20 protein-coding genes and 2 tRNA genes are annotated in these 24,415 nt (G+C 65.4%); 18 read left to right on the plus strand and 4 right to left on the minus strand.

All coding sequences use genetic code 11. From position 1 onward, the window contains the following. Nucleotides 1-48: 48 nt before the first annotated feature. From FB562_RS12085 to FB562_RS12100, 4 genes are all read left to right on the plus strand, one after another. The gene (locus FB562_RS12085) at nt 49-711 is read left to right on the plus strand and encodes a GntR family transcriptional regulator (RefSeq protein WP_141881560.1); all 663 of its coding nucleotides are present in this window, start codon (nt 49-51) and stop codon (nt 709-711) included. Beyond that, complete coding sequence (locus FB562_RS12090; RefSeq protein ID WP_141881561.1) at nt 708-1,778, plus strand: 4-oxalomesaconate tautomerase; 1,071 nt, start codon at nt 708-710, stop codon at nt 1,776-1,778. Before FB562_RS12085 ends, FB562_RS12090 begins: the two co-directional genes overlap by 4 nt. 61 nt (nt 1,779-1,839) lie before the next feature. After that, nucleotides 1,840-3,039 carry an MFS transporter gene (locus FB562_RS12095; protein WP_246081487.1) on the plus strand — a complete coding sequence of 400 codons (1,200 nt, stop codon included), beginning with the start codon at nt 1,840-1,842 and terminating at the stop codon, nt 3,037-3,039. 62 nt (nt 3,040-3,101) lie between these two features. Continuing rightward, entirely contained in the window at nt 3,102-5,129 is a 2,028-nt protein-coding gene (locus tag FB562_RS12100; RefSeq protein ID WP_246081481.1) for a glycoside hydrolase family 13 protein, read from the plus strand. A 76-nt stretch (nt 5,130-5,205) separates the two neighbouring features. Here FB562_RS12100 and FB562_RS12105 read toward each other — a convergent pair whose 3' ends face one another. Then, nucleotides 5,206-5,664, minus strand: coding sequence for an SRPBCC family protein (locus FB562_RS12105; protein WP_141881563.1), 459 nt, complete (start codon nt 5,662-5,664; stop codon nt 5,206-5,208). Between the two features lie 360 nt (nt 5,665-6,024). Here FB562_RS12105 and FB562_RS12110 point away from each other — a divergent pair, with 360 nt between their 5' ends. The 12 genes from FB562_RS12110 (at nt 6,025) to FB562_RS12165 (ending at nt 20,248) form a co-directional block, all read left to right on the plus strand. Further along, a complete protein-coding gene (locus FB562_RS12110) occupies nt 6,025-6,780 on the plus strand; it encodes a gamma-glutamyl-gamma-aminobutyrate hydrolase family protein (protein ID WP_141881564.1) in 756 nt (251 codons plus the stop codon). 51 nt (nt 6,781-6,831) lie between these two features. Then, nucleotides 6,832-6,903 (plus strand) — tRNA-Thr (locus FB562_RS12115). A gap of 24 nt (nt 6,904-6,927) precedes the next feature. Beyond that, nucleotides 6,928-7,001 (plus strand) — tRNA-Met (locus FB562_RS12120). Between the two features lie 120 nt (nt 7,002-7,121). Then, a complete protein-coding gene (locus FB562_RS12125) occupies nt 7,122-8,141 on the plus strand; it encodes a nucleoid-associated protein (RefSeq protein ID WP_141881565.1) in 1,020 nt (339 codons plus the stop codon). Between the two features lie 5 nt (nt 8,142-8,146). Further along, nucleotides 8,147-9,112, plus strand: a complete 966-nt coding sequence (locus FB562_RS12130; protein WP_141881566.1) for a RelA/SpoT domain-containing protein — start codon at nt 8,147-8,149, stop codon at nt 9,110-9,112. Between the two features lie 475 nt (nt 9,113-9,587). Continuing rightward, the gene (locus FB562_RS12135) at nt 9,588-10,151 is read left to right on the plus strand and encodes a type II toxin-antitoxin system death-on-curing family toxin (protein ID WP_246081482.1); all 564 of its coding nucleotides are present in this window, start codon (nt 9,588-9,590) and stop codon (nt 10,149-10,151) included. A gap of 261 nt (nt 10,152-10,412) precedes the next feature. Beyond that, nucleotides 10,413-12,887 (plus strand): excinuclease ABC subunit UvrA, encoded by a 2,475-nt coding sequence (gene uvrA / locus FB562_RS12140; RefSeq protein WP_141881568.1) that lies wholly within the window; start codon nt 10,413-10,415, stop codon nt 12,885-12,887. A gap of 35 nt (nt 12,888-12,922) precedes the next feature. Then, nucleotides 12,923-13,390 (plus strand): LpqB family beta-propeller domain-containing protein, encoded by a 468-nt coding sequence (locus tag FB562_RS12145; protein WP_141881569.1) that lies wholly within the window; start codon nt 12,923-12,925, stop codon nt 13,388-13,390. Then, nucleotides 13,383-15,011: a DUF5671 domain-containing protein gene (locus FB562_RS12150; protein ID WP_141881570.1), complete on the plus strand. Its 1,629-nt coding sequence runs from the start codon at nt 13,383-13,385 to the stop codon at nt 15,009-15,011. The genes FB562_RS12145 and FB562_RS12150 overlap by 8 nt, the downstream gene beginning before the upstream one ends. Before the next feature lie 132 nt (nt 15,012-15,143). Next, nucleotides 15,144-15,977 (plus strand): siderophore-interacting protein, encoded by an 834-nt coding sequence (locus FB562_RS12155; protein WP_141881571.1) that lies wholly within the window; start codon nt 15,144-15,146, stop codon nt 15,975-15,977. A gap of 438 nt (nt 15,978-16,415) precedes the next feature. Continuing rightward, a complete protein-coding gene (locus FB562_RS12160) occupies nt 16,416-17,636 on the plus strand; it encodes a hypothetical protein (RefSeq protein ID WP_221625418.1) in 1,221 nt (406 codons plus the stop codon). Then, entirely contained in the window at nt 17,633-20,248 is a 2,616-nt protein-coding gene (locus tag FB562_RS12165) for a multicopper oxidase domain-containing protein (protein WP_141881572.1), read from the plus strand. The genes FB562_RS12160 and FB562_RS12165 overlap by 4 nt, the downstream gene beginning before the upstream one ends. 94 nt (nt 20,249-20,342) lie before the next feature. Here FB562_RS12165 and FB562_RS12170 read toward each other — a convergent pair whose 3' ends face one another. Then, complete coding sequence (locus tag FB562_RS12170) at nt 20,343-20,663, minus strand: DUF2249 domain-containing protein (protein ID WP_141881573.1); 321 nt, start codon at nt 20,661-20,663, stop codon at nt 20,343-20,345. 2 nt (nt 20,664-20,665) lie between these two features. Next, on the minus strand, nt 20,666-21,109 hold the full coding sequence (locus FB562_RS12175; protein WP_141881574.1) for an OsmC family peroxiredoxin: 444 nt from the start codon (nt 21,107-21,109) through the stop codon (nt 20,666-20,668). Nucleotides 21,110-21,289: 180 nt separating this feature from the next. Here FB562_RS12175 and FB562_RS12180 point away from each other — a divergent pair, with 180 nt between their 5' ends. Then, complete coding sequence (locus FB562_RS12180) at nt 21,290-22,117, plus strand: SDR family NAD(P)-dependent oxidoreductase (RefSeq protein ID WP_141881575.1); 828 nt, start codon at nt 21,290-21,292, stop codon at nt 22,115-22,117. Nucleotides 22,118-22,234: 117 nt separating this feature from the next. Here the strand turns inward: FB562_RS12180 and FB562_RS12185 are convergent, their stop codons facing one another. Further along, on the minus strand, nt 22,235-22,879 hold the full coding sequence (locus FB562_RS12185) for an NAD(P)H-binding protein (protein ID WP_141881576.1): 645 nt from the start codon (nt 22,877-22,879) through the stop codon (nt 22,235-22,237). A gap of 90 nt (nt 22,880-22,969) precedes the next feature. Here FB562_RS12185 and FB562_RS12190 point away from each other — a divergent pair, with 90 nt between their 5' ends. After that, the gene (locus FB562_RS12190) at nt 22,970-23,566 is read left to right on the plus strand and encodes a CGNR zinc finger domain-containing protein (protein ID WP_246081483.1); all 597 of its coding nucleotides are present in this window, start codon (nt 22,970-22,972) and stop codon (nt 23,564-23,566) included. Nucleotides 23,567-24,415: the final 849 nt, after the last annotated feature.

The following is a 24,415-nucleotide window of genomic DNA, read 5'->3' on the forward strand; positions in this document are numbered from 1 at the left end:
CCGCAATCGGCGCGATGACCTCGCGACCACAAGGAAACTGGGGCTCCGATGACCACCTCCGAACTCACCAGTGCTGCCATTGCAGCTCTCATTCGTCAAGCCATACTCGACGGCGAGTTCGTGCCCAACCAGCGTCTTGTCGAGGCCGATCTGTGCGAGTTGTACTCGGCGAGCCGGGCGAATGTTCGCGGTGCGCTCGTCGACCTGGCCAATGAGGGGCTCGTGGAGAGGCTCCAGAACCGCGGGGCACGGGTCAGGGCGGTCTCCCTCGCCGAGGCGATCGAGATCTCCGAGGTGCGAATGGTGCTCGAGGGCCTCTGCGCCTACAAGGCCGCCGAACGGGTCACGCCGGAGGAGGAGGCAGAGCTGCACGAGATCGGCAAAGCCATGAAGGATGCCGTCGCAAGCGGTGACCTCCTCACCTACTCGACAAGCAACAAGCTTCTCCACGCACGGGTCGGCGAGATCAGCCGACAGACGACAGCGAACCAGATCATCCAGCGGGTGCGGGCGCAGATTGTACGTCACCAGTATCGCCTGGCGATGCATCCGGGTCGCCCCGCCGTTTCTCTCCCCGAGCACCTCGAGATCATCGAGGCCATCTGCGCGCATGATCCTGATGCTGCGGAGGCGGCGGTCCGCCGGCACATGCGCAGCGTCATCGAGACGCTGCAATCCACGGCCCGGCGCGTCGAAGGAGACGGAGCATGAACACGGAGATCGACGGCATCCCCTGCATGCTCATGCGCGGCGGCACCTCCAAAGGCGCCTACTTTCTGGCGGAGGATCTGCCGGGCGATCGCGCCGAGCGCGACGACCTCCTGCTGCGCATCATGGGCTCGCCCGATGCGCGCCAGATCGACGGAATCGGCGGCGCCCACCCGCTCACCAGCAAGGTCGGGGTCGTCTCACGGTCGAGCATCCCGGGCGTCGACGTCGACTATCTCTTCCTGCAGGTCTATGTCGATGAGGCGATCGTCTCCGACCAGCAGAACTGCGGCAACATCCTGGCGGGAATCGGCCCCTTCGCGATTGAACGAGGGCTCGTTCCGCTGCAGGGCGAGACCACACGGGTGTCGATCGCCATGGTCAACACCGACGGGCGCGCCGTCGCGACGGTGCAGACCCCGGATGGCCGGGTCGAGTATGCGGGCGACGTCGAGATCGCCGGCGTGCCGGGAGGGGCCGCCCCGGTCATCCTCGACTTCGAGAGTGCGGAGGACACCGGCTCGGTGCTGCTGCCCACCGGCAACACAGTCGACATGGTCGACGGGGTTGAGGTCAGCTGCGTCGACAACGGCATGCCGGTCGTCGTCATGCGTGCCTCCGACCTGGGCATAACGGGCAGGGAGACCCCCGTCGAGCTGGAGGAGAACGCGCCCCTGCGCGAGAAGCTCGAACGCATCCGCCTTCTTGCGGGCGAACTCATGGGCCTCGGTGACGTCACTGACACGAGCGTTCCCAAGATGTCAATGCTGTCGGCGCCGGTGAACGGCGGCTCCATCGCGACGCGCACCTTCATTCCGCACCGCTGCCACACCTCCATCGGTGTACTGGGTGCGGCGAGCGTGGCGGTCGCGTGCGCGATCGAGGGCACGCCAGCCAACAGCCTCGTCGCGCCTGAGCAGTCCGGCGCACGCTACCGGGTCGAGCATCCGACCGGCCATCTCGATGTCGAAATTGACCTTGACCCCGGCGAGAGGCTTCGGGTGAGTCGCACGGGCGTCGTGCGTACTGCACGCAAGCTCTTCGACGGGCGGGTGTTCCCGAGGGCATGACGTTCTCCTCCGCAGCCGAGACCCTGCGCACCCCATCCGTGGCGTGCCCGCGGTGACGCGCATGTCGGCCGGGCGCAGGCGCATCACCATGGTGCTCGTGCATGCTGCGATCGTGCAGGTGCTCACCTTCGCGGTGCGCCCCAACCTCTCCTATGCTGTGCTCGACGGGGGAGGGTCGGCGGCGCTCCTCGGAATCATCGCCGCAGCCTTCGCCATCCCCGCTCTGCTGATGGCACTCCCGGCAGGCCACGCCGTCGACCGTATCGGGGAGCGGCCGGCGCTCGTGCTCGGCTCTGCCGCGATCGTCGTCGCCTGCATCATCGCGGCCCTCGCGGGCGACTCCTTCGTGATGCTGGTGATCGCCACGATCATCCTCGGATGCGGCCACCTGATGTCTGTCGTCGGCGATCAGGCGATGATGGCGAACGCCCCCGGAGACCGCGGCCTCGACTCTCGCTTCGGGCTGTACGCCTTCGCGGCATCCATCGGGCAGGTTGTCGGCCCTCTCCTGCTGACACTGCCGGGTGGAACGCGAGAGACGCCGCCCGTACAGCTCATCTTCATCGTCTGTACGGGCATCGCCGTCGTGCTGCTCGTGCTCTCATCGCTGATGGGGAGCACGAGGCGGCATGCTCCTGGGGTGAGGGTCGGAATGCGCAGCACTGCGGTGGGTCTGCTCAGGATGCCCGGAATCCCGCAGGCGATGATCGCCAGTGCAATCGTGCTCGCCTCCGTCGACCTGTTCCTCGCCTATGTGCCCGCGCTGGGGCATGAGCGCGGATTCACTGCGGAGATCGTGAGCCTCATGCTCGTGGTGCGTTCGCTCATGTCGATGTTCTCGAGGCTGTTCCTGAGCCAACTCATAGCCCTCGTCGGCAGGCGGGCGCTCCTCGTGAGCACCGTGCTCATCTCCGCGGTGATGCTCGGCTGCATGATCCTGCCGCTGCCGGTCGTGCTGTTCCTGGTGCTCTCCGCTGTCTACGGTTTCGCCGTCGGCACCTGCCAGCCGATCACAATGGCATGGATTTCGGAGCTCGCACCGCCCGGTTCTCGCGGCCTTGCGATGTCGTTGAGGGTGGCGAGCAACCGTGTCGGCCAGACAGCGCTGCCGGCCGTGTTCGGCACCTTCGCGGTGGCGACCGGCTCGGGCGGGGTGCTCGCGGTCACGGGTGTGGCGCTCCTCGGGGCGGCATGGGCGGCTGCCTCGCTCGTGAACCGCTCAACTGGTGGTGAGGCGGAGCCCAGTCTTCCTGAGGGGTGATTCTGCGAGCCCGGCGGGTGACCGGGTAGCCGGTGTCGCGCGCATGAGGGAGAGTTGATGTCATGAGACGAAGCCCACACCACGACGGTTCGCCCCTGTACGTGTCGACGCCCACGCCGGCCCTCGGCGACACGGTCGAGGTGCGCGTGCGGGTGCCGCACGACTTCGGTGCGGTCGCCGTCTCCACCCGGTCGAATCCGAACCGTGAGCCTCGCTTCAGTGAGGCATCCGTTGTACACTCTGACGATGTCTGGGACTGGTGGCAGGCATCCGTCGTCGTCGAGAACCCGGCGCACGGCTACCGGTTTCTGTTCGAGTTGGCGGATGGTTCGCAGCGGTGGCTGAATGCGACCGGCCTGCACGAGATTGAGACGCTCGACGCCGAAGATTTCACCCTGGTGGGGGTGTCGCAGCCGGGGTTCGGCGCCCCCGCGTGGGCCCGGTCGAGTGTCATGTATCAGGTGTTCCCGGACCGTTTCGCACGGTCGGAGGGTGCGGATGCGCGCCCCACGCCAGATTGGGCGATCGCCGCATCCTGGGGTGACCCGGTTGACACCGAGCCGCCCGGAAGGTCCCAACAGTTTTACGGCGGCGACTTGGACGGGGTCACTGAGCACCTCGACCACTTGGCCGACCTCGGGGTGACGCTGATCTACCTGACACCGTTTTTTCCGGCCCGCTCCAACCACCGCTACGACTCGACGTCTTTCGATGAGGTTGACCCGCTGCTCGGCGGCGATGACGCACTGGTTCGGCTGGTTGAGGCGGCGCACGGGCGGGGGATGCGGGTCATCGGTGACCTCACCAGCAACCATTCCGGCGACGGCCACGAATGGTTTGTGGCGGCGCGTGAGCATCCGGATGCCCCGGAGCGTGACTTCTATTACTGGCATGCGCCCTCGGATGAGGCGGAAACTCCGGAGGGCGCTGTGGCCGAACGGCTCGATGGGGAACCGGCACACGACTACGAGTCGTGGTTGGGGGTGCCCAGTCTGCCCAAGTTCAACTGGAACTCGGCCGAGTTGCGGCGACGGTTCATTGAGGGGCCCGATTCGGTTGTGGCGCGTTGGCTGAAGCCGCCGTTCTCGCTCGACGGGTGGCGCATCGATGTGGCGAACATGACGGGACGGCTGCTGGCGGAGGATCTGAACGCGCAGGTGCGGCAGACAATTCGTCGCACCATGGTGGAGGTCAACCCGGACACGATCCTGTTGGGGGAGTCGACCAACGACGCGTCGAGTGACTTTCGTGGGGATGCCTGGCATGGGGCGATGACGTACGCGAACTTCACCCGCCCGCTGTGGGGGTGGTTGTCGGTGCCGGGGAGCACTGCTGGTGGCGGTATCGGGTTCGCGCGTCACCGCATCCCGGCTCTCACGGGTCACCAGTTTGTGGAGGCGCATACGCGTTTTGCGGCCGGGTTCCCGTGGCAGGTGCGGCTGGCGAACATGAACGCGCTCGACACGCACGACACCCCGCGGTTCCTCACCTCGGCGCTGCCTGGCACGGTGCCGTTCGCGCTGGGGCTGAGCGTGACGATGCCCGGAATCCCCGTCATCTTCGCCGGCGACGAGTTCGGCCTCATCGGGGTTGACGGCGAGCACTCGCGCACGCCGCTGCCGTGGGGCGAGCTCGCTTCCGCTGGTCGAGGTGTCGCCGCCCCGCCCCTTTCCGCTGGTCGAGGTGTCGCCGCCTCACCCCCTTCCGCTGGTCGAGGTGTCGCCGCCTCACCCCTTTCCGCTGGTCGAGGTGTCGCCGTCTACGGCGACAGTCTCGAGACCACGACCCCCGCCGAAACCGTCGCCCTCTATTCGGCTCTCATCCGTCTCCGCCGCGAGCATCCGGCGCTGAACGATGGCGGTTTCCGTTGGCTGCATGTCGGCGATGACGTGCTCGCGTTTGTGCGTGAGGCCGCGGAGGAGTCGGTGTTGGTGGTGGCCGCGCGTGCGGCGTTCTCTGTGCAGATGGAGGGTATGGCGGATGCGGTGCCGCTGTTCGGCGACGCGGCCGTCGACGGTGCCCTGATCAGTGGCGACGGCCCGACCTTTGCGGCGTGGGCCTTGCCGGGCCTGGGGCTCCCGCCGCTCTGACCCCGCCCGTAACTTGCCGGTTGAGGAGCGAGGAACGAGCGTCTCGAAACCTCACCGCCGAGGAACCATTTATTTCTCAGAGCTGGCTTCGCGCTGCCGCAACTAGGAACGCATTTCGCTTGGCAATGATGTAGCGCATGTATTTGGCCAGGATGAGTTTCTCGGCCAAGACGCCTAGTGGCCCGAATGGCGCCGAAAATTCAATTTCGTCCAGCATCAGAGTGTGATCCTGCGCCTCAGTGAACCAATGGTCGTGCCGAAAATGTTTGAACGGTCCACGTACCTGCTCGTCCGTGAATGAGGTTGGCGGCGTCATCGAGCTAATACGGCTTTCTAGATAAAAAGGCACTCCGAAGTGGACTGCGCGCCACGTCACCGTCTCTCCCATCGAAATGAGGCCATGTGTGACGCCGCCAACCGCCCGTTCGGATGATGACTTCATCGAGCCAAGATGTGCGTCAATGTCACGCGCAAGGTCGAAGGCTCTCGCGATTGGCAAGGGAAGAAGCGTACGAAGCTCGAAACCGACAGTCATTCTCGGATTCTGTCACCCGTTGCGGTTCACATGCCACTACTGCTGGTCGCTGCGGTACTTACGAGATTCCCTGCGAGTATCGTTCAATAATCGCTAAGGTGATGTAAAACCTAGACAAAGAAGTCTACTAAGTGAGATGACGGCTATCGAAAGTGCTGGAGCGCCGAAATCTTATTCCTATACCTTCGACGTGCCGAAAGGTACCTCTCTTGTCCCGTCGATGCGCGGCTACCACTTAGAGTCAGGCACGGATATCCTCGGCTCGATCGGTGAAGCTTGATCCGATGAGGATGAGGCACGAACTGGTGACAGGTTGACCTGCCTTAGAGTTCTCTCACATCCCGCACTGTCTGGAGGACCATGTCGCAGCGCCCGCAGATTCTGGCGTCCTATTCGATGGATGCGGAGGCCGCGCCGTTGTGGCTGCGCGAACTCCTCCACACTCTTGCCCGCACCGCGGCTGACGCTCTCGATGCGGCGGGGGCGGATGTCACTTTTGTCGACCCGGCCCGTTCGGTCGATGACCCGAAACTGCTGGCGGCATCCGTCGATGGCGTTCTCGTGCTGGGCGGGGCGGACGTCGATCCCGCGCTGTACGGGCAGAAGCCGGTGGATGGGCTGTACGGCGTTGACGCGAGGGCGGATGCGTTCGAGTTGGCGCTGATTGCGGCGGCGATGGAGTCGGGCACGCCAGTTCTGGGCATCTGCCGCGGCATGCAGCTGCTCAATGTGGCGCGCGGCGGAACCCTTGTGCAGGATTTGGGCCCCGGCACCATCCACCGTGATGATGCGGATGGGCAGGCGATGCCGGAGCATGAGGTGCGGGTTCTGCCGGGAACGCGTTTGGGCGGCATCTTTTCGGCGGATGCGTTGACTATTCGGTCGGGGCACCATCAGGCGGTCGACACTCTTGGTGGGTGGTTGAGGGTGAGCGCGCAGGCGCCCGACGGCACGATTGAGGCGATCGAGGCGCCCGACTCGTGGACGTTGGGGGTGCAGTGGCATCCGGAGGATCCGCGTGCCGACGCGGCCCAACTTGCGGCGCTGATGACTGAGTTTGTGGCGGGTTGCGCGGCTTCCCGTGACGTGGTGTCTGCGGTGGGCTCGAACGGATGATAATCTAGACCGGTTGCCCATTCTGGGTCACATTTTTGCGCGCGTAAGCGTGCCCCCTTAGCTCATTGGTAGAGCACTTCCTTGGTAAGGAAGAGGTAGTGGGTCCGATTCCCACAGGGGGCTCGGTCATCCTTCACGGGATGCCGTGGCTGGGTAGCTCAGTTGGTGAGAGCGCACGACTCATAATCGTGAGGTCGCGAGTTCGAATCTCGCTCCAGCTACAACGAAGAAAGCCCGAGAACCCGGTGATTTGCCGCGTTTTCACCCCTCCGAATGTGACCTCGCGATTCAAGCCGTGTGCTAGCTTCCGAACATAGCAATCATTCGATTAGGAGTTGGTTTTGGTTCAGATCTCACGCGCGATTGTCCATGAGATACCAAAAGGCAAGTACTCGGCAGATGGTGAGCACACAGTGGCTCTATCCTCAGCAGAAACCACGCTAGCCCCAGAGACTAGACGATTCATCGAAGAGAACATGCTGGACTTCGGGCTGAAGAGCCCACGCCAGATCGTAGAAGATCCTGACGCAGGATCGACGACACCGACTTTCATTCGTGAAATCCTTTCCGATCCCGACCGATTTGTCGATGCGTCCCAAGGAATCGCGCTGAATCTGCATCGTGCACAAACCGGCAACAGCCCCTCGGGTGTCCTTATAGTGGCGACAGTCACCGACGCGGGTTCGTCGTCGGTGATCATCCTCAAGGCGGAGCATGCGGAGGGGATGAGACTTCGACGTGTCGGGGACGAAGCCACTGGGCGATTTGATCTGCAGCATCTCAATGAGCTGATTGTTGGCAACAACTCGCGGATCTATAAGATTGCGCTTCTGTCTGAGGCGACCGGTGGAGTAGCTGGTGACATGGTGGACCAGCAAAACGGAGTAGCTTTTGCAGACTTCTTCATGTCGGCATTTCTCGGCTGCCGCCTGGCCGACAATTCGGAAGTTCAGACAAGACAGTTCATGCAGTCGGCGATGAACTGGGTGAATAAATCGGTTCCTAGCGAGAGCGACCAAGCACGCTATGCAACTGCCTTAATCGCATATATGGGTTCGCCCGCAACATCATTTCAGGCGACTGAGTTTGCTGACCAGTTTCTCGAGGCTGAAGTTCGCGATGATTTTGTTCGATCGCTCCCGGACGACGTTGCAACTTCGGTCGTTAACAAGGACCTGGCGCTAGTTCCAGGGCAAGGGGCAGGGCTTCGAATGTATGCGCCAGGGGTCGTAGTTTCAGCGAGCGCTGTTGCTCTCGAGCGAGGCGACCTTGAGATTCTTTCTGAAGAGGGCCAGAGTACGACAATCCGAATCAGGGGCTCCCTAAAAAGGTACGGCCTCGGTAGTGCGCCGAAAGGCTAAGCGAATTGAGCATTGAGTCGCTGACAGAGAGGTATTTTGAAGAGCGCGACGCCCTAGACAATGCGCTTGACGAATGGAGTAGGCAATTACTCGCCTTCGCCCACACTGTCGACCCCGCCGCAACCGTTTCGGGTCGGGTCAAGAGCTATCGAAGCATGCTGGGCAAGGCCTATCGCGTTGCATCGAAGGTTCGGTCTTGGTCGGAGTTTGGAGACTTAGTTGCTCTAAAGGCTGTCTTTCCCACCTCGCGCGGAGTGACTGAATTCTCGGAGTGGCTACTAGACCAAGCCGCGTGGAACCCAGTTCTAGACGATAAGCAAGGCGAGCCGACGGAGCTGAAGTATAAATCGAACCAATTTGATCTCGAATCATCAGAGATTCGAGACTCGAGAGGCGAGCCCCTCAAAATCGAAGTCCAGGTGAGAACGGCAGTAAGCGACGCTTGGTATGTAGTAGACCATCGACTCCAATACAAGGGAATCGTTGAGCTGCCGTCGGACCTCCAGCGTAAGCTGAATCGCCTCATAGTTCTCGCGGAACTGTTCGATGAGGAGGTGGAAGCGGTGATCGCCAGGCAGATAGGTCTACCCGAATACGCTGTTGCCCGGCTCTACGACGGACTCGTCCGAATCTCTGAGACGCTCGTCGACGGGCAAACGCGTGCTTCTCGACCAGAGGGGCTCCTTGAACTCATCCTTAGTTCATACGCCGAGGAGGAGATGGAATCGCTCGAGACCACTGTCAATGCATTTGTGGCGGAACATGGCGAGGCTTTGCGAGCAGTTATTCAGAGGCACATCTATGGAGCACACTCATTTGTGGAATCTCGTGACTGGATCTACTACGAGCCGGAGGCGATACTTATTGCTGAACGAGCGAGAGTCAAGCCATCGTTGATTCGAGCGAAAGTAGCTGGGTCTGATTTTGAATCGGTTATCGGGCCCATGATCGTGGAACTCAAATCGATCTAACGCCCGGCCACACTCCGTTTGGTGGCCTCTGCGCTTCGCGCTCAAGCTACGTTCAAATTCAAAGCAGGGCTTGCGCGTGGCTGGTTTGATGCTGCGGAGTATAGGTGGCTGGCCGTGCGGGGCCGCGCGTTCGCCCTCCGGGCAACCACGCGCGGCCCCACCCGGCCTGCCACCTTCACTGCCGGCTACTTCCAACACTCATGCGCATGAAGCGCATAGCTCCTGCCCGAATGCACCGAGTCCCCGGTTAGAGGCTGGGTTGCCGCACTCGTCGTAAGCGCGGAGCCCGATGAGCGCGCAGATTTTACCGTCTCGTGTCGCACATCGCCGATATCCTGTGGATGCGCGCCTGACCGTTCGCCCCGTTGGTCGGCAACACAAAGCTGAACGTGGAGATCGACCGCATAGGTGCAACGACGGTTCAGGTTTGCACCTCGATCGACGCCATCGGGGCCGATCTGGAAGGAACAGCAGAATGAAGTCCGACGATTCAGGCGCTAGCCCTTACGGTGAGCGGGACAGTGCCGGGGTTGTGGAGGTCTTGTCGGCGTACCTCCCGGCTCTCCAACTGCTACGCGACTACGACGCGGGCGAGCTTGAGAGCGCCCCCGGATCCGTGCCGGATTGGACGCTCACCATTGACGAAGCCCGGGCGATCATCGCTCATGTGGCGGCGCAGTTCGAGGCTGACGCTCTGTTCGGCAGGGAGCGCGGCGAAGGGTTGGAGGGTGTGGTCGCCTCGATCTACCAGGGGTTCGCCGGCCAGGAGTTGTACCCGACCGTGCAGTTGAAGGCGGCAAACCTGTTGTATCTGATGGTGAAGGATCATCCGCTCTCTGACGGCAATAAGCGCAGCGCTGCCGCACTGTTCGTCACCTTCCTCAGTCGCAACAGCCTTCTGACGGATGCTGGCGGTCAGCCCCGCATCTCGAACAACGCCCTGGCGGCCATCACGCTTCTGGTTGCCATGAGCGACCCGAAAGAGAAAGAACTCATGGTTGCGCTGGTCGTGCGAATGCTGTCGGAGCCTGCATCCTGAGACGCGACGTTTCGAGCGAGGACCGCTGCCCGGATGCGTGGGTCATCTCCGTTTGCGGAGTCGCCCGCGAAACCACGCCGCAATGCGGCCGACCTATAGCCCAAGGGTGGGCGCACGCCCGCACAACGAAAAGCGCCCGAAGCTGACAACTGGCCGGGTGACGCGGTCAGGTGCCGCGCCTACTGTGAATAAGGGCGCGCACAGTGCCGGCGACACGGCCGGCCGCTGGGGTGATGTTTGCGCGGCCAGGACGGTGGAGGCATGACAGACAGCACAACGCAGGGGTGGGTTCAGGTTCGCGGCGCCCGCGAGCACAACCTCAAAAACGTTGACCTCGATATTCCGCGGGATGCTGTTGTCGCGTTCACGGGCGTGTCAGGCTCCGGCAAGTCGTCACTCGCATTCGGCACCCTCTACGCCGAAGCACAACGCCGCTACTTCGAATCGGTGGCCCCCTACGCCCGCCGCCTGCTCAACCAGGTGGGCGCCCCCGACGTCGACCAGATCACGGGCCTCCCGCCGGCCGTCGCACTGCAGCAACGCCGGGGCGCACCCAGCTCACGCTCCACCGTTGGCACCATCACCACCCTCTCCAACCTGCTGCGCATGCTCTACTCTCGCGCCGGAACCTACCCGGCAGGCGCAGCACACCTTGCCGCCGAAGCGTTCTCACCCAACACCCCCGCCGGGGCGTGCCCGCGCTGCCACGGGCTCGGCGTCGTGCACGATGTCACCGAAGAGCTACTGGTGCCCGACCCGACACTCAGCATCCGCGACGGCGCCATCGCGGCCTGGCCGGGTGCCTGGCAGGGAGCAAACCTGCGCAGCATTGTGCACGGGCTGGGCATCAGCATCGACAAACCGTGGAACACCCTCCCGCGCAAAGACCAAGAGTGGTTGCTGTTCACCGACGAACAGCCATCCGTGCTCATCGAACCAGAACGTGACCGCATCGACCACGGTTATTACGGCAAATTCTGGAGCGCCCGCAGCCACGTCATGCACGTTCTCGCACAATCTCAGAGCGAACGGATGCGCGAACGAGCGCTCCGCTTTGTGGTCAGCGTCGACTGCCCGGCCTGCGGCGGCAGCGGCCTGCGCCCCGAAGCGCTCGCCGTCACCTATGCGGGGCGCAGCATCGCCCAGATGAACACGGTACCGCTCGCCGAACTGGCGGCAGCCTTGCACAACACACACAACAGCAGCACGGATGGCCGTGGCGCAGGCGGCAGCGAAGCGAGCGAGGCCGCCCAGCGGATCGCATCCGACATGATCGTGCGAGTCAACGAACTGCTCACACTGGGGCTCGGCTATCTGAGCCTCGGCCGCAACTCCACAACCCTGTCGACCGGTGAATCGCAGCGGCTGCGCATCGCCACCCAACTGCGATCCGGGCTGTTCGGCGTTGTGTATGTGCTCGACGAGCCGTCAGCCGGGCTACACCCGGCCGACGCAGAACCGCTACTCGAAGTGCTCGACCGGCTCAAAGACTCAGGCAACACCCTGTTCGTCGTCGAACATGACCTCGACGTTGTGCGCCGGGCAGACTGGGTGGTCGACATCGGCCCCAACGCCGGAGACGGAGGCGGGCGGGTGCTCTACTCGGGCCCCGTCGACGGGCTCGAAGGCGTCACCGAATCGGTGACCGCACAATACCTTTTTGCTGACAACGCCCACAGCATCCGCACGGTCAGGCAACCCGACTCGTGGATCACCATCAGCGACATCACCCGCCACAACCTGCGCGGCACCACCGTCGAGCTGCCCCTGGGGGTCATGACCGCCGTCACCGGCGTCTCAGGGTCAGGCAAATCAACCCTCGTCACCCAAGTGCTCGCCCACCTGGTTCGGTCGCAACTCGGTGTGGCCGGCGACCCCGACGACCCCGCACTGACACTCGATGTGGGCAGCGTCAGCGGGCTCGACGCAATCGACCGACTGGTGGTCGTCGACCAGCGCCCCATCGGCCGCACCCCCCGCTCCAACCTGGCCACCTACACGGGCATGTTCGACGCGGTGCGCAAACTCTTTGCCGCAACAGATGAAGCCCGCGCCCGCCGGTACGGCGCCGGCCGGTTCTCCTTCAACGTGCCCGGTGGCCGGTGCGACGCCTGCGCCGGAGAAGGTTTCGTCTCAGTGGAACTCATGTTCCTCCCCGGAACGTACGCACCCTGCGAGGTCTGCCACGGCGCCCGCTACAACGCCGAAACCCTCGAAATCACCTACCGCGACACAACAATCGCCGACGTGCTCGGAATGACCGTCGACACCGCCGCCGAATTCTTCGCCGACGTGCCCTCCGCCGAACGCAGCCTCCGCACCCTCCGCGATGTCGGGCTCGGCTACCTGCGACTCGGCCAACCCGCCACAGAACTCAGCGGCGGCGAAGCACAACGCATCAAACTGGCCACCGAACTGCAGCGGGCCCGCCGCGGGCACACCCTCTACCTTCTCGACGAACCAACCGCTGGGCTGCATCCGGCCGACACACGCCTACTACTCGACCAACTCCAACGACTCGTGGATGCCGGTAACACGGTCATCCTCGTAGAACACGACCTGCCCGCCATCGCCGACTCCGACTGGGTCATCGACCTCGGACCGGGCGGAGGCGACGCAGGAGGCACCGTCGTCGCCACCGGCACCCCACAGCACATCGCAACCGGGGGAGGGGCAACCGCCGTGCATGTGGCGGCGTGGCTCAACCGCACCACACAAACGAACACCGCCATCTAGGCGACACGTTCTCATCACCGCGTCATACTGATGCAATGAGCACAGCCACCGGTCGACCCGACCGAACACTTGTCGTCATAGTTTCGATCATCGCGGCCGTGGTGATCCTCGCGCTGGTGGTCGTCTTCACGCGGGGCACCCCGACACCGCTCGACCCGGCCACACCAGAAGGTGCGGTGCAAAAGTATGCTTCCGCGGTCGTCGACGGTGACTTCCCCGCGGCCACACAACTCATGACCCGCGCCGTCAGAGAACAGTGCGAACGCGCCGACGGAACCTCGATGGGAGACATCCGGCTCACCCTCAACTCCTCAAAAGTCAGTGCCGACACCGCCGTCGTGCGCGTCACAATCTCCCGGGGGGTGGGCGGCGGGCTGTTCGGCCCGTCATTGTACGACTCCGAAGGCACCTTCTCCCTCCTCAACGAAGACGGGGCGTGGATGATCGACAGCGCACCGTGGGAACTCGCCGTCTGCTACAACCAGGGGCAGCCCAATGAGTGAAACCACCACAAGGCCAGCCGCCACGCCCGCCCCCGGCGGAGTGCAAACCGTGCGCCGGGTCATCACCTACCTGCTGTTGCTGACCATGGTCATCATCGCCGCCATCGGCCTGAGCGGGCTCCTCGAACGACTCCTCAGCGTCGGCAACACCATGCTCAACACCGACAACTACGGACTCGCCCAATCACTCGCCTTCACACTCGTCGCCGGGCCGCTCGCCGCCCTGCTGTGGTGGCTGATCTGGCGAGAATCGGCGATCGCCCGCGACCGAGCATCCGTCGCCTGGCCCGTCTACCTGATGGTGGCCTCCACCATCGCGCTACTCACCTTCACCATTGCGCTCTTCACCTGGGTGGCAAACATCATCACCGGCGACGCCGACCTCTCCGGGCTCGCCGTGCCCCTCGTCTGGGCTCTCGTGTGGGTGTGGCATTACTGGATGTGGCGGCACCCGAGCAAAGGACCGAGCCGGCTGGTCGGCGTCACCCCCGCGATCGCATCGCTGATCGGGCTCACCTTCGCCATCGGCGGGCTCACCCTCGCACTGTCTGCTCTCATCAACTCCGCCCTGGCAGGAGTGGGGGCGATTGCTGTCGCCGGCTCGCCGGTCTGGCAGCCCATCCTTCAGTCCCTCGTGTGGGCTGTCGGTGGCGGCGCCATCTGGTGGTGGCACTGGTTCCGGGTCGGGGTGCGCAACCACACGACCGGGTTCTCGCACGTGCTGCTCGTCTACATCGCCGGCTTCGCCTCCTTCGCGCTGTTCGCATCCGGAGTCACCCGCACCCTCGCAACAACACTCACCCTCCTCGCCGGGGCTTCAGAACCGTTGACGGCACGCTTCGACGAATACGGCATCGCGGTCTCGACAGCAGCCTTCGGCGCCCTCACCCTCATCTACCACGCCAGAGTGGTCGCGGCACACGGCCCGGCGCTCAGCTCAGCAAGCAGGCTGGTCAGCGCGGGGGTATCGCTCGCGGTGGCGGCAACCGGAGTCGGCGTGACCGTCAACGCCCTGCTTGCCACGATCAGCGAACCTCTCATCGACTACAGCATCCGCAGCCTGCTCCTGGGCGGTCTCAGCGCACTGCTCGTCGGGGGCGCCCTGTGGTGGGTTATCTGGGCGCCGCGCAGCGCATCCGCCGCCAACAGGGTTGCCACACCGGGCAGACGCGTCTACCTTGTGGTGATCTTCGGGGTGAGCGCCCTCGTCGCCCTCATAACCCTGCTCGTCATCGGGTTCCAACTGTTCTCATTCATCCTCGACAACAGCAGCGGCGAAAGCTTCTTGGAACGATCGCGGCAGGCGCTAGGGCTGCTCGTCGCAACCGTGCTCGTGGCCGCCTACCATTTTGTGGTCTGGCGCCGAGACATGGCCTCCGGGGTGACGCACGAACCGCGCCGAACGATCGAACGGGTGACCCTGGTAGCCGCCCACGGAGACGAGCTTGCCCAGGCGATCCGTACCTCCACCGGTGCCCGGGTCACCGTGCTCAGGCGGGCGGATGCCGGACCAGGCGAGGCAAACGCAGACGCCGTGGTCGCCGCCCTCGACGGCATTGAAGCCGCCCACGTACTCGTCATCGCCACACCAGGCATCGAGGTCATTCACCTGGCGGAGTGACCGCGTGGTGCCGGCAGGGCGCATCATCATCGTGGTGAGCATGGTCGCGCTACACCGCTCAGCCGAGGTTCGCAGCTTCGCTGCCTAGTCTGGTGAGGGGCGCTTTCGTTTGCCGCCCTCCGAAGGAGAACCGTGTCTGATCGTCCTGTGCGCGCACCGAAGCCCCAGATCGTGCTCGAAGTGATCCGGCGCGAGCAGTTGAGCCCGCATCTGGTGCGGCTGTACCTCGGCGGCGACGGCTTCGCATCGTTCGTGAACAACGACCTCACCGACCGCTACGTGAAGATCTTCTTCGCGCATCCAGAACTCGGCCTGCAGCCGCCTTACGACATGGCCGCACTGCGCGAACGCTTGACCCGGGACGAACTTCCCGTGACCCGCACCTACACGGTTCGCGAGGTGAATGACGCAGAACAGTGGCTGTCGATCGATTTCGTCGTGCACGGCGATGAAGGGCTAGCCGCGCCGTGGGCCGCACGTGCCGAGCCCGGCGACCGCATCGCATTCACCGGCCCCGGCGGCGGCTACAGGCCGAACCCCGAAGCCGACTGGCATCTGCTCGCCGGCGACGAATCCGCGCTGCCCGCCATCGGCGCCGCCCTCGAAGCCATGCCCGAGGAGGCGATCGGTGTCGCCTTCATCGAGGTGGGCGGGGCGGATGACCAGATCGCGTTGAGCGCACCGGCCGGCATCGACATCCGGTGGCTGCACCGTGGTGCGGCGCCTGCGGGCAGTTCGAGCATCCTCGCCGACACGGTCGCAGCATTCGAGTGGATGCCCGGGCAGGTCCAGGTCTTCGCCCACGGCGAGCGGGAGTCGATGAAGGCACTGCGTGAGGTGTTCTTCGGCCAGCGGGGGCTTGATCGCGGGCAGGTATCGCTCTCCGGGTATTGGGCGTACGGTCGCACGGAGGATCGCTTCCAGGCGGAGAAGCGCGAACCGATCGGGCAGATCCTGGCGCCGTGAGCTGGGCCGCAGCATCCTCGTAGGTGACCCCAGCCTCCTCGCGGCTGAGCCCGCCCCTTCACCCTCGCGGCTGAGCCCGCCCCTTCACCCTCGCGAGACTACGCAAATCGCACGGTTTCAGCGCGAAAGCGTGCGATACGTGCAGTCTCGGCGAAGAGGGGTGTGTGCGGGTGGGCCGGATGTTCCGCGAGAGTACGCAGATCGCACGCTTTGAGTCTCAGAACGTACGTTTTGCGTACTCTCGCGACCGAATGCGACCGGATGCGGGCCGGACGCGACCGAATGCGGGCCGGACGCGACCGAATGCGGGCCGGACGCGACCGGATGGCGGGCCGGGTGCGGACCGGACGCGCGCAGGCAAGCGGCCGGGTGGGGTGCCCGGATGTGACGCCCCATCACCTCTGGCGCCGCGATTTCTACGGCGTGTAGAGTCGAGGGGTGAGCGCACCCGCAGCTCCGGGTGACGTCGCCCTCGGGGCCAGTCCATCCGCGCGCCGGCCCGGCGACGCGACAGGGTCAGCCGCGCGCCTCGCACTGCTCATCCCCGGCGGGGTGGCGCTGCTGCTCGGTCTCGACGCGGCCCTGCTGCTGCTCGGCCTGCCCGCACCGGTCACGCTCGACCGGCTTCCCGATGTTCACGGCCCCCTCATGGTGTTCGGATTCATCGGCACGCTCATCAGCCTGGAACGGGCCGTCGCCATGCGCCGCTGGTGGGGCTATCTCTCGCCCGCCCTGCTGGGTCTCGGCGGCATCCTGATGATCACGAGCCTGCCGCCCGCGATCGCGCAGTCGCTCGTCGTCGCCGGTTTCGGAGTGCAGTGCCTCCTCTATGTGGCCATCTGGCGCAGGCAGGCGGCCGCGGCGATTGCCATCCAGTCACTCGGGGCGGTGCTCGTGCTCGCCTCGGGCATCCTGTGGCTGGGCGGTGTTCCCGTCGCAACGCTTGTGCCGTCGATTACCGGCTACCTGGTGCTCACGATCGTGGGGGAGAGGGTCGAGTTGGCGCGCATCGTGCGACTCAGCCGGCGGGCCCTGCTGCTCGTGCAGTCGGCGTCGCTCGGCGTCACCATGGGGGTGCTGGCCAGCCTTCTGTGGCCGGAGTTCGGGCATCCGCTGCTCGGCGTCTCGCTGCTGGGCGTCATCGTGTGGCTGCTGCGCTACGACGTCGCCACGCGTCTCGTGCGCGCACGCGGCCTGCCCCGCTACATCGCCATCTGCCTGCTCGCCGGGTATGTGTGGCTTGCCGTCGCATCCGTCGCCTGGGTGTTCGCGGGCGCCACGCTTGAGGGGGCCGCCTACGATGCGGTGCTGCACGCGGTGTTCCTCGGCTTCACGATGTCGATGATCATGGCGCACGCGCCCGTCATCCTGCCGGCGGTGCTGCGCCGACCGCTGCCGTACCGACCCATGCTGTACATCCCTGTTGCGCTGCTGCATGTCTCGCTTGTGGCGCGCATCGGCTTCGGTGACGGGCTCGGCGCGCACCAGCTCGTCACCTGGGGCGGGGCGACGAATGTTGCGGCGGTGCTGCTCTTCGTGGTGCTCGCGGCGGCATCGGCCATCATGGGGCCGCCCAAACGGACCGCCAAGAACGCAGCGCAGAACGCAGCGCAAAACTCTGGGCAGAGTCGTGCCCAGAAACAGGAGGTCGCCGGATGACACGCAGAGGCTGGTATCTGGCCATCAATTCGCTTGTGCTCCTGTGGGTGGTGGCGACGGCGCTCGCGGTGCTGTTCCACCGTTTCCTTCCGGTGCCGACCTGGCTGATGGTGCACCTGACGGTGCTTGGCGCGGCGACGACCGCCATCCTCATCTGGAGCCAACATTTCGCCGACACCCTGCTGCGTCGGCCCGCCCGCGGCGGAAGGGTCGCGCTTGCGGTGCGGCTCGGCATCCACACTCTGGGTGCAGCAACGGTCATCGGCGGCATGATGACGGGAGTCTGGCCGGTCACAATCGCGGGCGGGGCGCTCGTGGCCCTGGCTGCAGTGCTGCACTCTGTCAGCCTGTTCGTGCAGGGCCGCGGCGCCCTGCCCAGTCGCTTCGGGCACCTTGTGCGCTACTACGTTGCGGCGGGGCTCGTGCTGGTCGTCGGCGTTGCCGCCGGTGTGCTGCTGGCGGGCCCGGATGCGTCACCGTGGTCCCGGGAGCAGCTGCATCTGGCCCACATCGCCCTGAATGTGCTCGGCTGGGTCGGCCTCACCGTCGTCGGCACGGTCATCCTGTTGTGGCCCACCATCCTGCACGCGCGCATCCAACCTCAGGCGGAGCGTGCCGCGAGCTTCGCTCTCGCCCCGCTGCTCTTCGGTCTCGCTCTGATCGTGGTCGCATGCCTGAGCGGGTATGTTCCTCTCGTCGCGATGGGTGTGCTCGTCTATCTGGCCGGCCTCTCGCTGGTTCTCATCGAGGCCGTGAAGCAGGCGATCGACTCGCCGCCGCGCACCTATGCCGCGTATTCCATGGCCGCGGCGCTGCTCTGGTTCTTCGGCAGCGTTCTCGCCTTCGGCGTGCTCGTCATCGCCACGCGTGACTGGTCGGCGCTCGACTCTGCCGTCGACGCGTTGATCATCCCGTTCGTCGCAGGCTTCATCGCGCAGATCGTGATCGCCGCGCTCAGCCACCTGGTGCCGGTCGTGCTCGGTGGTGGCCCCGCTGTCTCGAGGCTCACGGCGCGCGAACTCGACCGGGGTTCCGTCTTCCGCGTCATCGTCATCAACGGCGGCATGCTGCTCTACCTGTTCCCGCTGCCCGGGCTCGTCAAGATCGTGCTCTCGTTCGTGGTATTCGCCGTGCTGCTGTCGTTCGTGGTGTTCGCGTTGCGGGCGGTGCGCATCGCCCGGCGCGGGGTTGCCGAGGCGACGGATGCGGGCCCGCAGCCCCAGATTCGCAGCCGTAGCGGCATGGTCGTCACCGCCGCTGGCGCACTCGTGCTCGCCGTGGTCGTCGGTGTCGCCATCGACCCGACCGCGGCTGGCATCGGGGCGGCGCGACCGGATGCGAGCGTGCAGGAGACGGGGCACACCACGACGGTGCAGATGACGATGAAGGACATGCGCTTCAGCCCCGACGTCGTCGAGGTGCCCGCCGGCGATCGGCTCGTCATCGAACTCAGCAACCTCGACGCAGACGTGCACGACCTCGCCGTCGAGAACGGTGTCGCATCCGGCCGCCTCGCGAAGGGCCAGCACGAGACCGTCGACGTGGGCATCATCACCACCGACCTGGAGGGCTGGTGCTCGATCGCCCCGCACCGCCAGATGGGCATGGTGTTCTCGATCGTCGTGACCGGGGCATCCGCATCCTCATCTGCGACGCCGTCCGCGTCTCCGGATGCCGAGGGCGGCGAACATTCCGGTCACGGCATGAGTCACGGCTCGGGCGCATCCGCCGCCGCCGACTTCGACCCCATGAAGGTGGCCCCCGACGGCTTCGAGGCGCGCGATGCGAGCCTGCCCGCAGCATCCGCCGAGACCGTGCACCGCGTCGCGCTGACCGTGACCGAGGAGGAGGTCGAGGTCGCGCCCGGGGTCACCCAGCTGCTATGGCTGTACAACGGTCAGGCGCCGGGACCGACGCTGCGCGGCAGGGTCGGCGACCGCTTCATCGTCACTCTCAGCAACGACAGCGAGATGGGCCATTCGATCGACTTCCATGCGGGCGCGCTCGCCCCTGACGAGCCAATGCGAACCATCGGCCCGGGCGAGTCGCTCGAATACGCGTTCACGGCGACCCGATCCGGCGCCTGGCTGTACCACTGCTCGACGATGCCGATGTCGGTACATATCGCGAATGGAATGTTCGGCGCCGTCATCATCGACCCGCCCGATCTCGCACCCGTCGACCGCGAATACGTGATGGTGCAGTCCGAGTTCTATCTGGGCGCGCAGGGCGAGATTGCGGATGCCGAGAAGGTGCTCGCGAAGCAGCCAGACATGGTCGCGTTCAACGGCTACGCGAACCAGTACCGCGACCGCCCGCTCGAGGCGCGCGTGGGGGAGAGGGTGCGCGTCTGGGTTGTCGACGCCGGGCCGAACCTGTTCACGTCATTTCATGTGGTGGGCGGCCAGTTCGACACCGTCTTTGCGGAGAGCGACTACCGCCTGCGCGACGGCGGCAGCACCGGAACGGGCGGATCCCAGACGCTCGCGCTCGGCGCCGCGCAGGGCGGCTTCGTCGAGCTGACATTCCCCGAGGCCGGCACCTACCCCTTCGTCACGCACATCATGGCCGATGCCGAGCATGGCGCGACGGGCGCGTTCCGCGTCAAGTAGCGGGGCTGCCGCTGCCGCTCGAGTACGGCAATCGGATGCTCTCAGTCGCTCTGAGCATCCGATCGCCGTACCCGAAGGGCGAAGGCGGGCTGGCTCAGGCCGCCACGCGGGTGAGGCGCAGCGTCCACAATTCGGGGCCGTCGTCGATGTACGCGGTCTCGAAGGCGTCCGGATGCCGCTGCGCCAGCTGGGCGAGCAGTGGCAGCGGGTTGTGGTTGGCCACCAGGTCGAGCGAGATGCCGACCGCAAGCGAGTCGAGCGCGCCGAAGATGGTGGCGTGCCGGATCGCGTGCGGAATCTGCCGGGTATCGAGAACGAGCGCCTCGTCTTCATGGTGCCCGCACGCGCATCCGGTGTCGGCCTTCGCGGTCGCCGCTGCGGCGGTGCTGTGAAGCTGGATCGGCTCTGCTGCCATGCCTACTGCCCCTTGAACTTCGTCGTGACGGTGATGGTGGCGCCAGCGAACAGGCGTGAGATGGGGCAGACGGCGGCCGCCTCGTCGACGATCGCGGCGAAACCTGCCGCATCCGTTCCTTCGACATCCCCGTCGACCGTGATCTCGGATGACACGATCGTGGGCACGCCGTCGACCGCGTCGAGGGTCACGGTGCAGCCGACGACGAGGGTTGTCGGGGTCAGCTTGTGCTCACCGAGCGTGAGCGCGAGGGCCATGGAGAAACAGGAGGAGTGTGCTGCAGCGGCGAGCTCTTCAGGGCTGGTCTTGCCGCCCGGTTCTTCCGTACGTGCAGCCCAGCTCACCGGCTGCCCGTCTAGGGCGCCGCTCGTGCCGTTGAGGGTTCCGCCGCCTTTGGCGAGCGTTCCCTCCCACTTGGTTTCGACTGTGCGCTGCGCAATGCTCATGATGGTTCCTTGATCGGTGATGTGAACAAGGCCGCACGCCAAACACTGAAGCGGGTAGCGTACCGGTCTCCGCTGTGAGGTCAGCTGTTTCGACCATAGCACCGGGCTAATTGCGTGGCACGGTTTGTGATTTTCTCTGAGGGCATCCGCAGTTGGGCGTGCGCGCAGTACCTTCCAGATATGAAGGATGTTGCAGCGAAGATCGTGCTCGTCACCGGTGCGGCGATGGGCATGGGCCGCATGTATGCGCAGCGGGCCGTAGCCGAAGGCGCGGCGGCGGTCGTGCTGTGGGATATCGACGAGCAGGGGTTGGCCGCGACGCAGGCCGAGCTTGGGGCATCCGGCGTTCCTGTCCATGCGTACACGGTCGACGTGTCGTCGCTCGAGCAGATTCAGGATGCTGCGGCGCGCGTGATCGCGGAGGTCGGTGCCCCCGACGTGCTCATCAACAACGCCGGCGTCGTGCGCAGCGCGCTGTTCTGGGAGCAGGACTCACGGCGCGACACCGAGTTCACCATGAGCATCAACGCACTCGCGCCGATGCACGTGACGCGCGAGTTCCTGCCCGCGATGATCGCCTCGGGCCGCGAGAGCCGGGTGCTCAACATCGCGTCGGCGGCCGGCACGCTCTCGAACCCGCGGATGGCCGTGTACGCGGCGTCGAAGTGGGCGGTCATCGGCTGGAGCGACTCAGTGCGGCTCGAGCTCGAGAAAGCCGGCCACGCGCACGTGAAGGTGACGACGTTCGCGCCGAGCTACATCTCGACCGGCATGTTCGAGGGGGCGCGCGGGCCGCTGCTCACCCCGGTCATGACCCCCGAATTCGCGGTGCGCCGCGCGTGGGCGGCGATGCTCGCCGGCAAGCCGATCCTGTACCTGCCGTGGTCGGTGAACCTGTCGAAGGTGCTGCGCGGCGTGCTGCCGACCCGCGCCTGGGACGCCATCGGCGGCCGCTGGTTCGGCGTCTACAGATCCATGGACGAGTTCACGGGGCGCCCCGGCCACTGAGGGATTCTTTCGCCGAGACTACGCAAAGTGATCGTTTGCGCGTCTAAAACGTCACTTATTCGTAGTCTCGGCGAGAGAAGACTCCGGATGCTCGAGACTCCGGATGCTCGGGCCGGCTCAGGCGTGCAGCGCGTCGGCGATGGGGGTGGGCCCGTCGTTGAAGCGGATCGTGCGCCCGATGGTTCTGTCGTCGTCGAGTACGGCTTCGGCGACGCGGGCGACGTTGTCGCGTGAGACGGTCGTCGACTCCTCGGCGGAGGCGTCGATCGTGCCGGTGCCGGGCGCGAGGGTGAGGCCGCTCGGGCCGAGGATCGTCCAGTCGAGGTCGGATGCGCGCAGGTGCTCATCCGCGGCGGCCTTCGCCTCTGCGTAGGCGAAGAAGCTGTTGTCCTCCGGCACGCCGTGGTCGGGGCGCGCGCCGAAGTACGACACCATGACGTACCGTTTCACGGCCGCCGTCTGGGCGGCATCCATGGATCTGATGGCCGCATCGCGGTCGACGGCGTAGGTGCGTGCGGGGTCGCCACCGCCCGCTCCGGCCGCCCAGATGACGGCGTCGTGGCCGTCGAGCAGAGTCGCGAACTCGTCGACGTCGAGCGTCTCGATGTCGGCGACGGCGGGCACCGCACCGGTCGCGGCGACGTCTTCTGCGTGCCCCGGATTGCGGATGATGGACGTGACGTCTTCGCCCTTGACGGCGAGGCGGTGTGCGAGCAGAAGGGCCACCTTGCCGTGGCCTCCGATGATGGCGATGCGTGACATGTCCCCAGACTAGGTGTGCGGGCTGGGCGTTCCATCAGTGGATGCTGTAACTGGCTATCATGGTTACATGACCGTGAATGCAGGCCAATAGTGACCACAGGCCAGTGGCTGGCGAACCCCGACGGCACCCGATGGTTCTTCGACTCCGGCGCGCTGAGCCTCGACTTCGGCCTGGGCGGCGTCGATGTGCGTGAGCAGTTCGCGTCGCCCGCCGACCTGGTCGAGTGGCTGGCGGAGCGCTTCGAGCGCGTCGAGAAGAAGGCCAGCACGGGCGAGCTGCGCGACGCCGTGCTGCTGCGCGAGGCCATCGCATCCGCAGCCCGTGCCGTCGCGCTGGGTGGTGCGCCCACCCGCGACGACGTCGACACGATCAACCTCTTCGCCGCGATGCCGGATGTTCCGCCTGCGCTGGCGGGCGGTCGCCGTCGCGCCGGGGCGGGCCGGGTGCGCGCCGCGCAGGCGCTCGCGAGCGTGGCGCGGGATGCGGTGCGCGTGTTCACGACGCACGGTCGCCTCGATGACGCGGGGGAGGCATCCGCTCGCCGTCGCATCAGGGAGTGTGAGGCGGATGACTGCGGTTACGTCTTTCTCGATGAATCGCGCGCCGACAACCGCCGCTGGTGCTCGATGCAGCGCTGCGGAAACCGGGCGAAGGTGCGGGCGCATCGGGCCCGCGCGCTGGGGTGAAAGGTCGATTTCGGCCTGATGGCCCGCGCTGTGGGGGCGATATCGACCACTCGCGGGGGTTCCGGATGCTCGGATGAGTGTGTGATCCACAGTGAATGTCGGTGGTCTTTTGTAGTGTTAAGAGAAACAGCGCGACACGCCGAAACCACTACATGTAGTGGAATGACATTCGTGTGATTCACGTTATATAGTAGGAACCCACGCGAGGCCGAGATCGGGTTCGCACCGAGATTCCAGATATCAGAGGAGGTCCTCATGGACAACGACAACGTAGGCGGTTATGACGTTCCCGTCGACCCGATGGATCTTCTGCAGTGTGACAGCTGCCAGTAGACCGCACTAGCGGAAACTGGTCGCAGCACTCCTAAGACCACCGAAGCCCCGGAATCACCTCAGGTGACCGGGGCTTCGTGCTGCCTGCCGCGCATCCGCCCCGCTGCGCTCCCTTGCCCGCACCCCGCGCTGCCGCACCCGCCCCGCCGCACCCGCCCTGCCGCACCCGCCCCGCCGCACCCACCCCGCGCATCCCCCCTGCCGCGCGCATCCGCCCTCGCCCGCCCGCCCCTCCTCCTCCTTCGCCGAGACTGCACGAATCGCACGCTTTCGCGCCTCAAACGTCAACTATGCGTACTCTCGGCGAGCTTGCGTGACCGGATGAGTGGATGTCGCCAGCGCCCACCCGCCGCGCATCCGTCACCTCCTTCTTCGCCGAGACTGCACGAATTGCACGTTTTTGCGCCTCAAACGTCGTATATGCGTACTCTCGGCGAAGAAAAGGGTGGCCCGGATGACTGCGCGCGACCCGGGCGAGCAAGAGAGGCCCGCGCGACCCGGGCGAGCAAGAGAGAC

Source organism: Homoserinimonas aerilata, from assembly GCF_006716125.1.
Classification (GTDB): Bacteria; Actinomycetota; Actinomycetes; order Actinomycetales; family Microbacteriaceae; genus Homoserinimonas; species Homoserinimonas aerilata.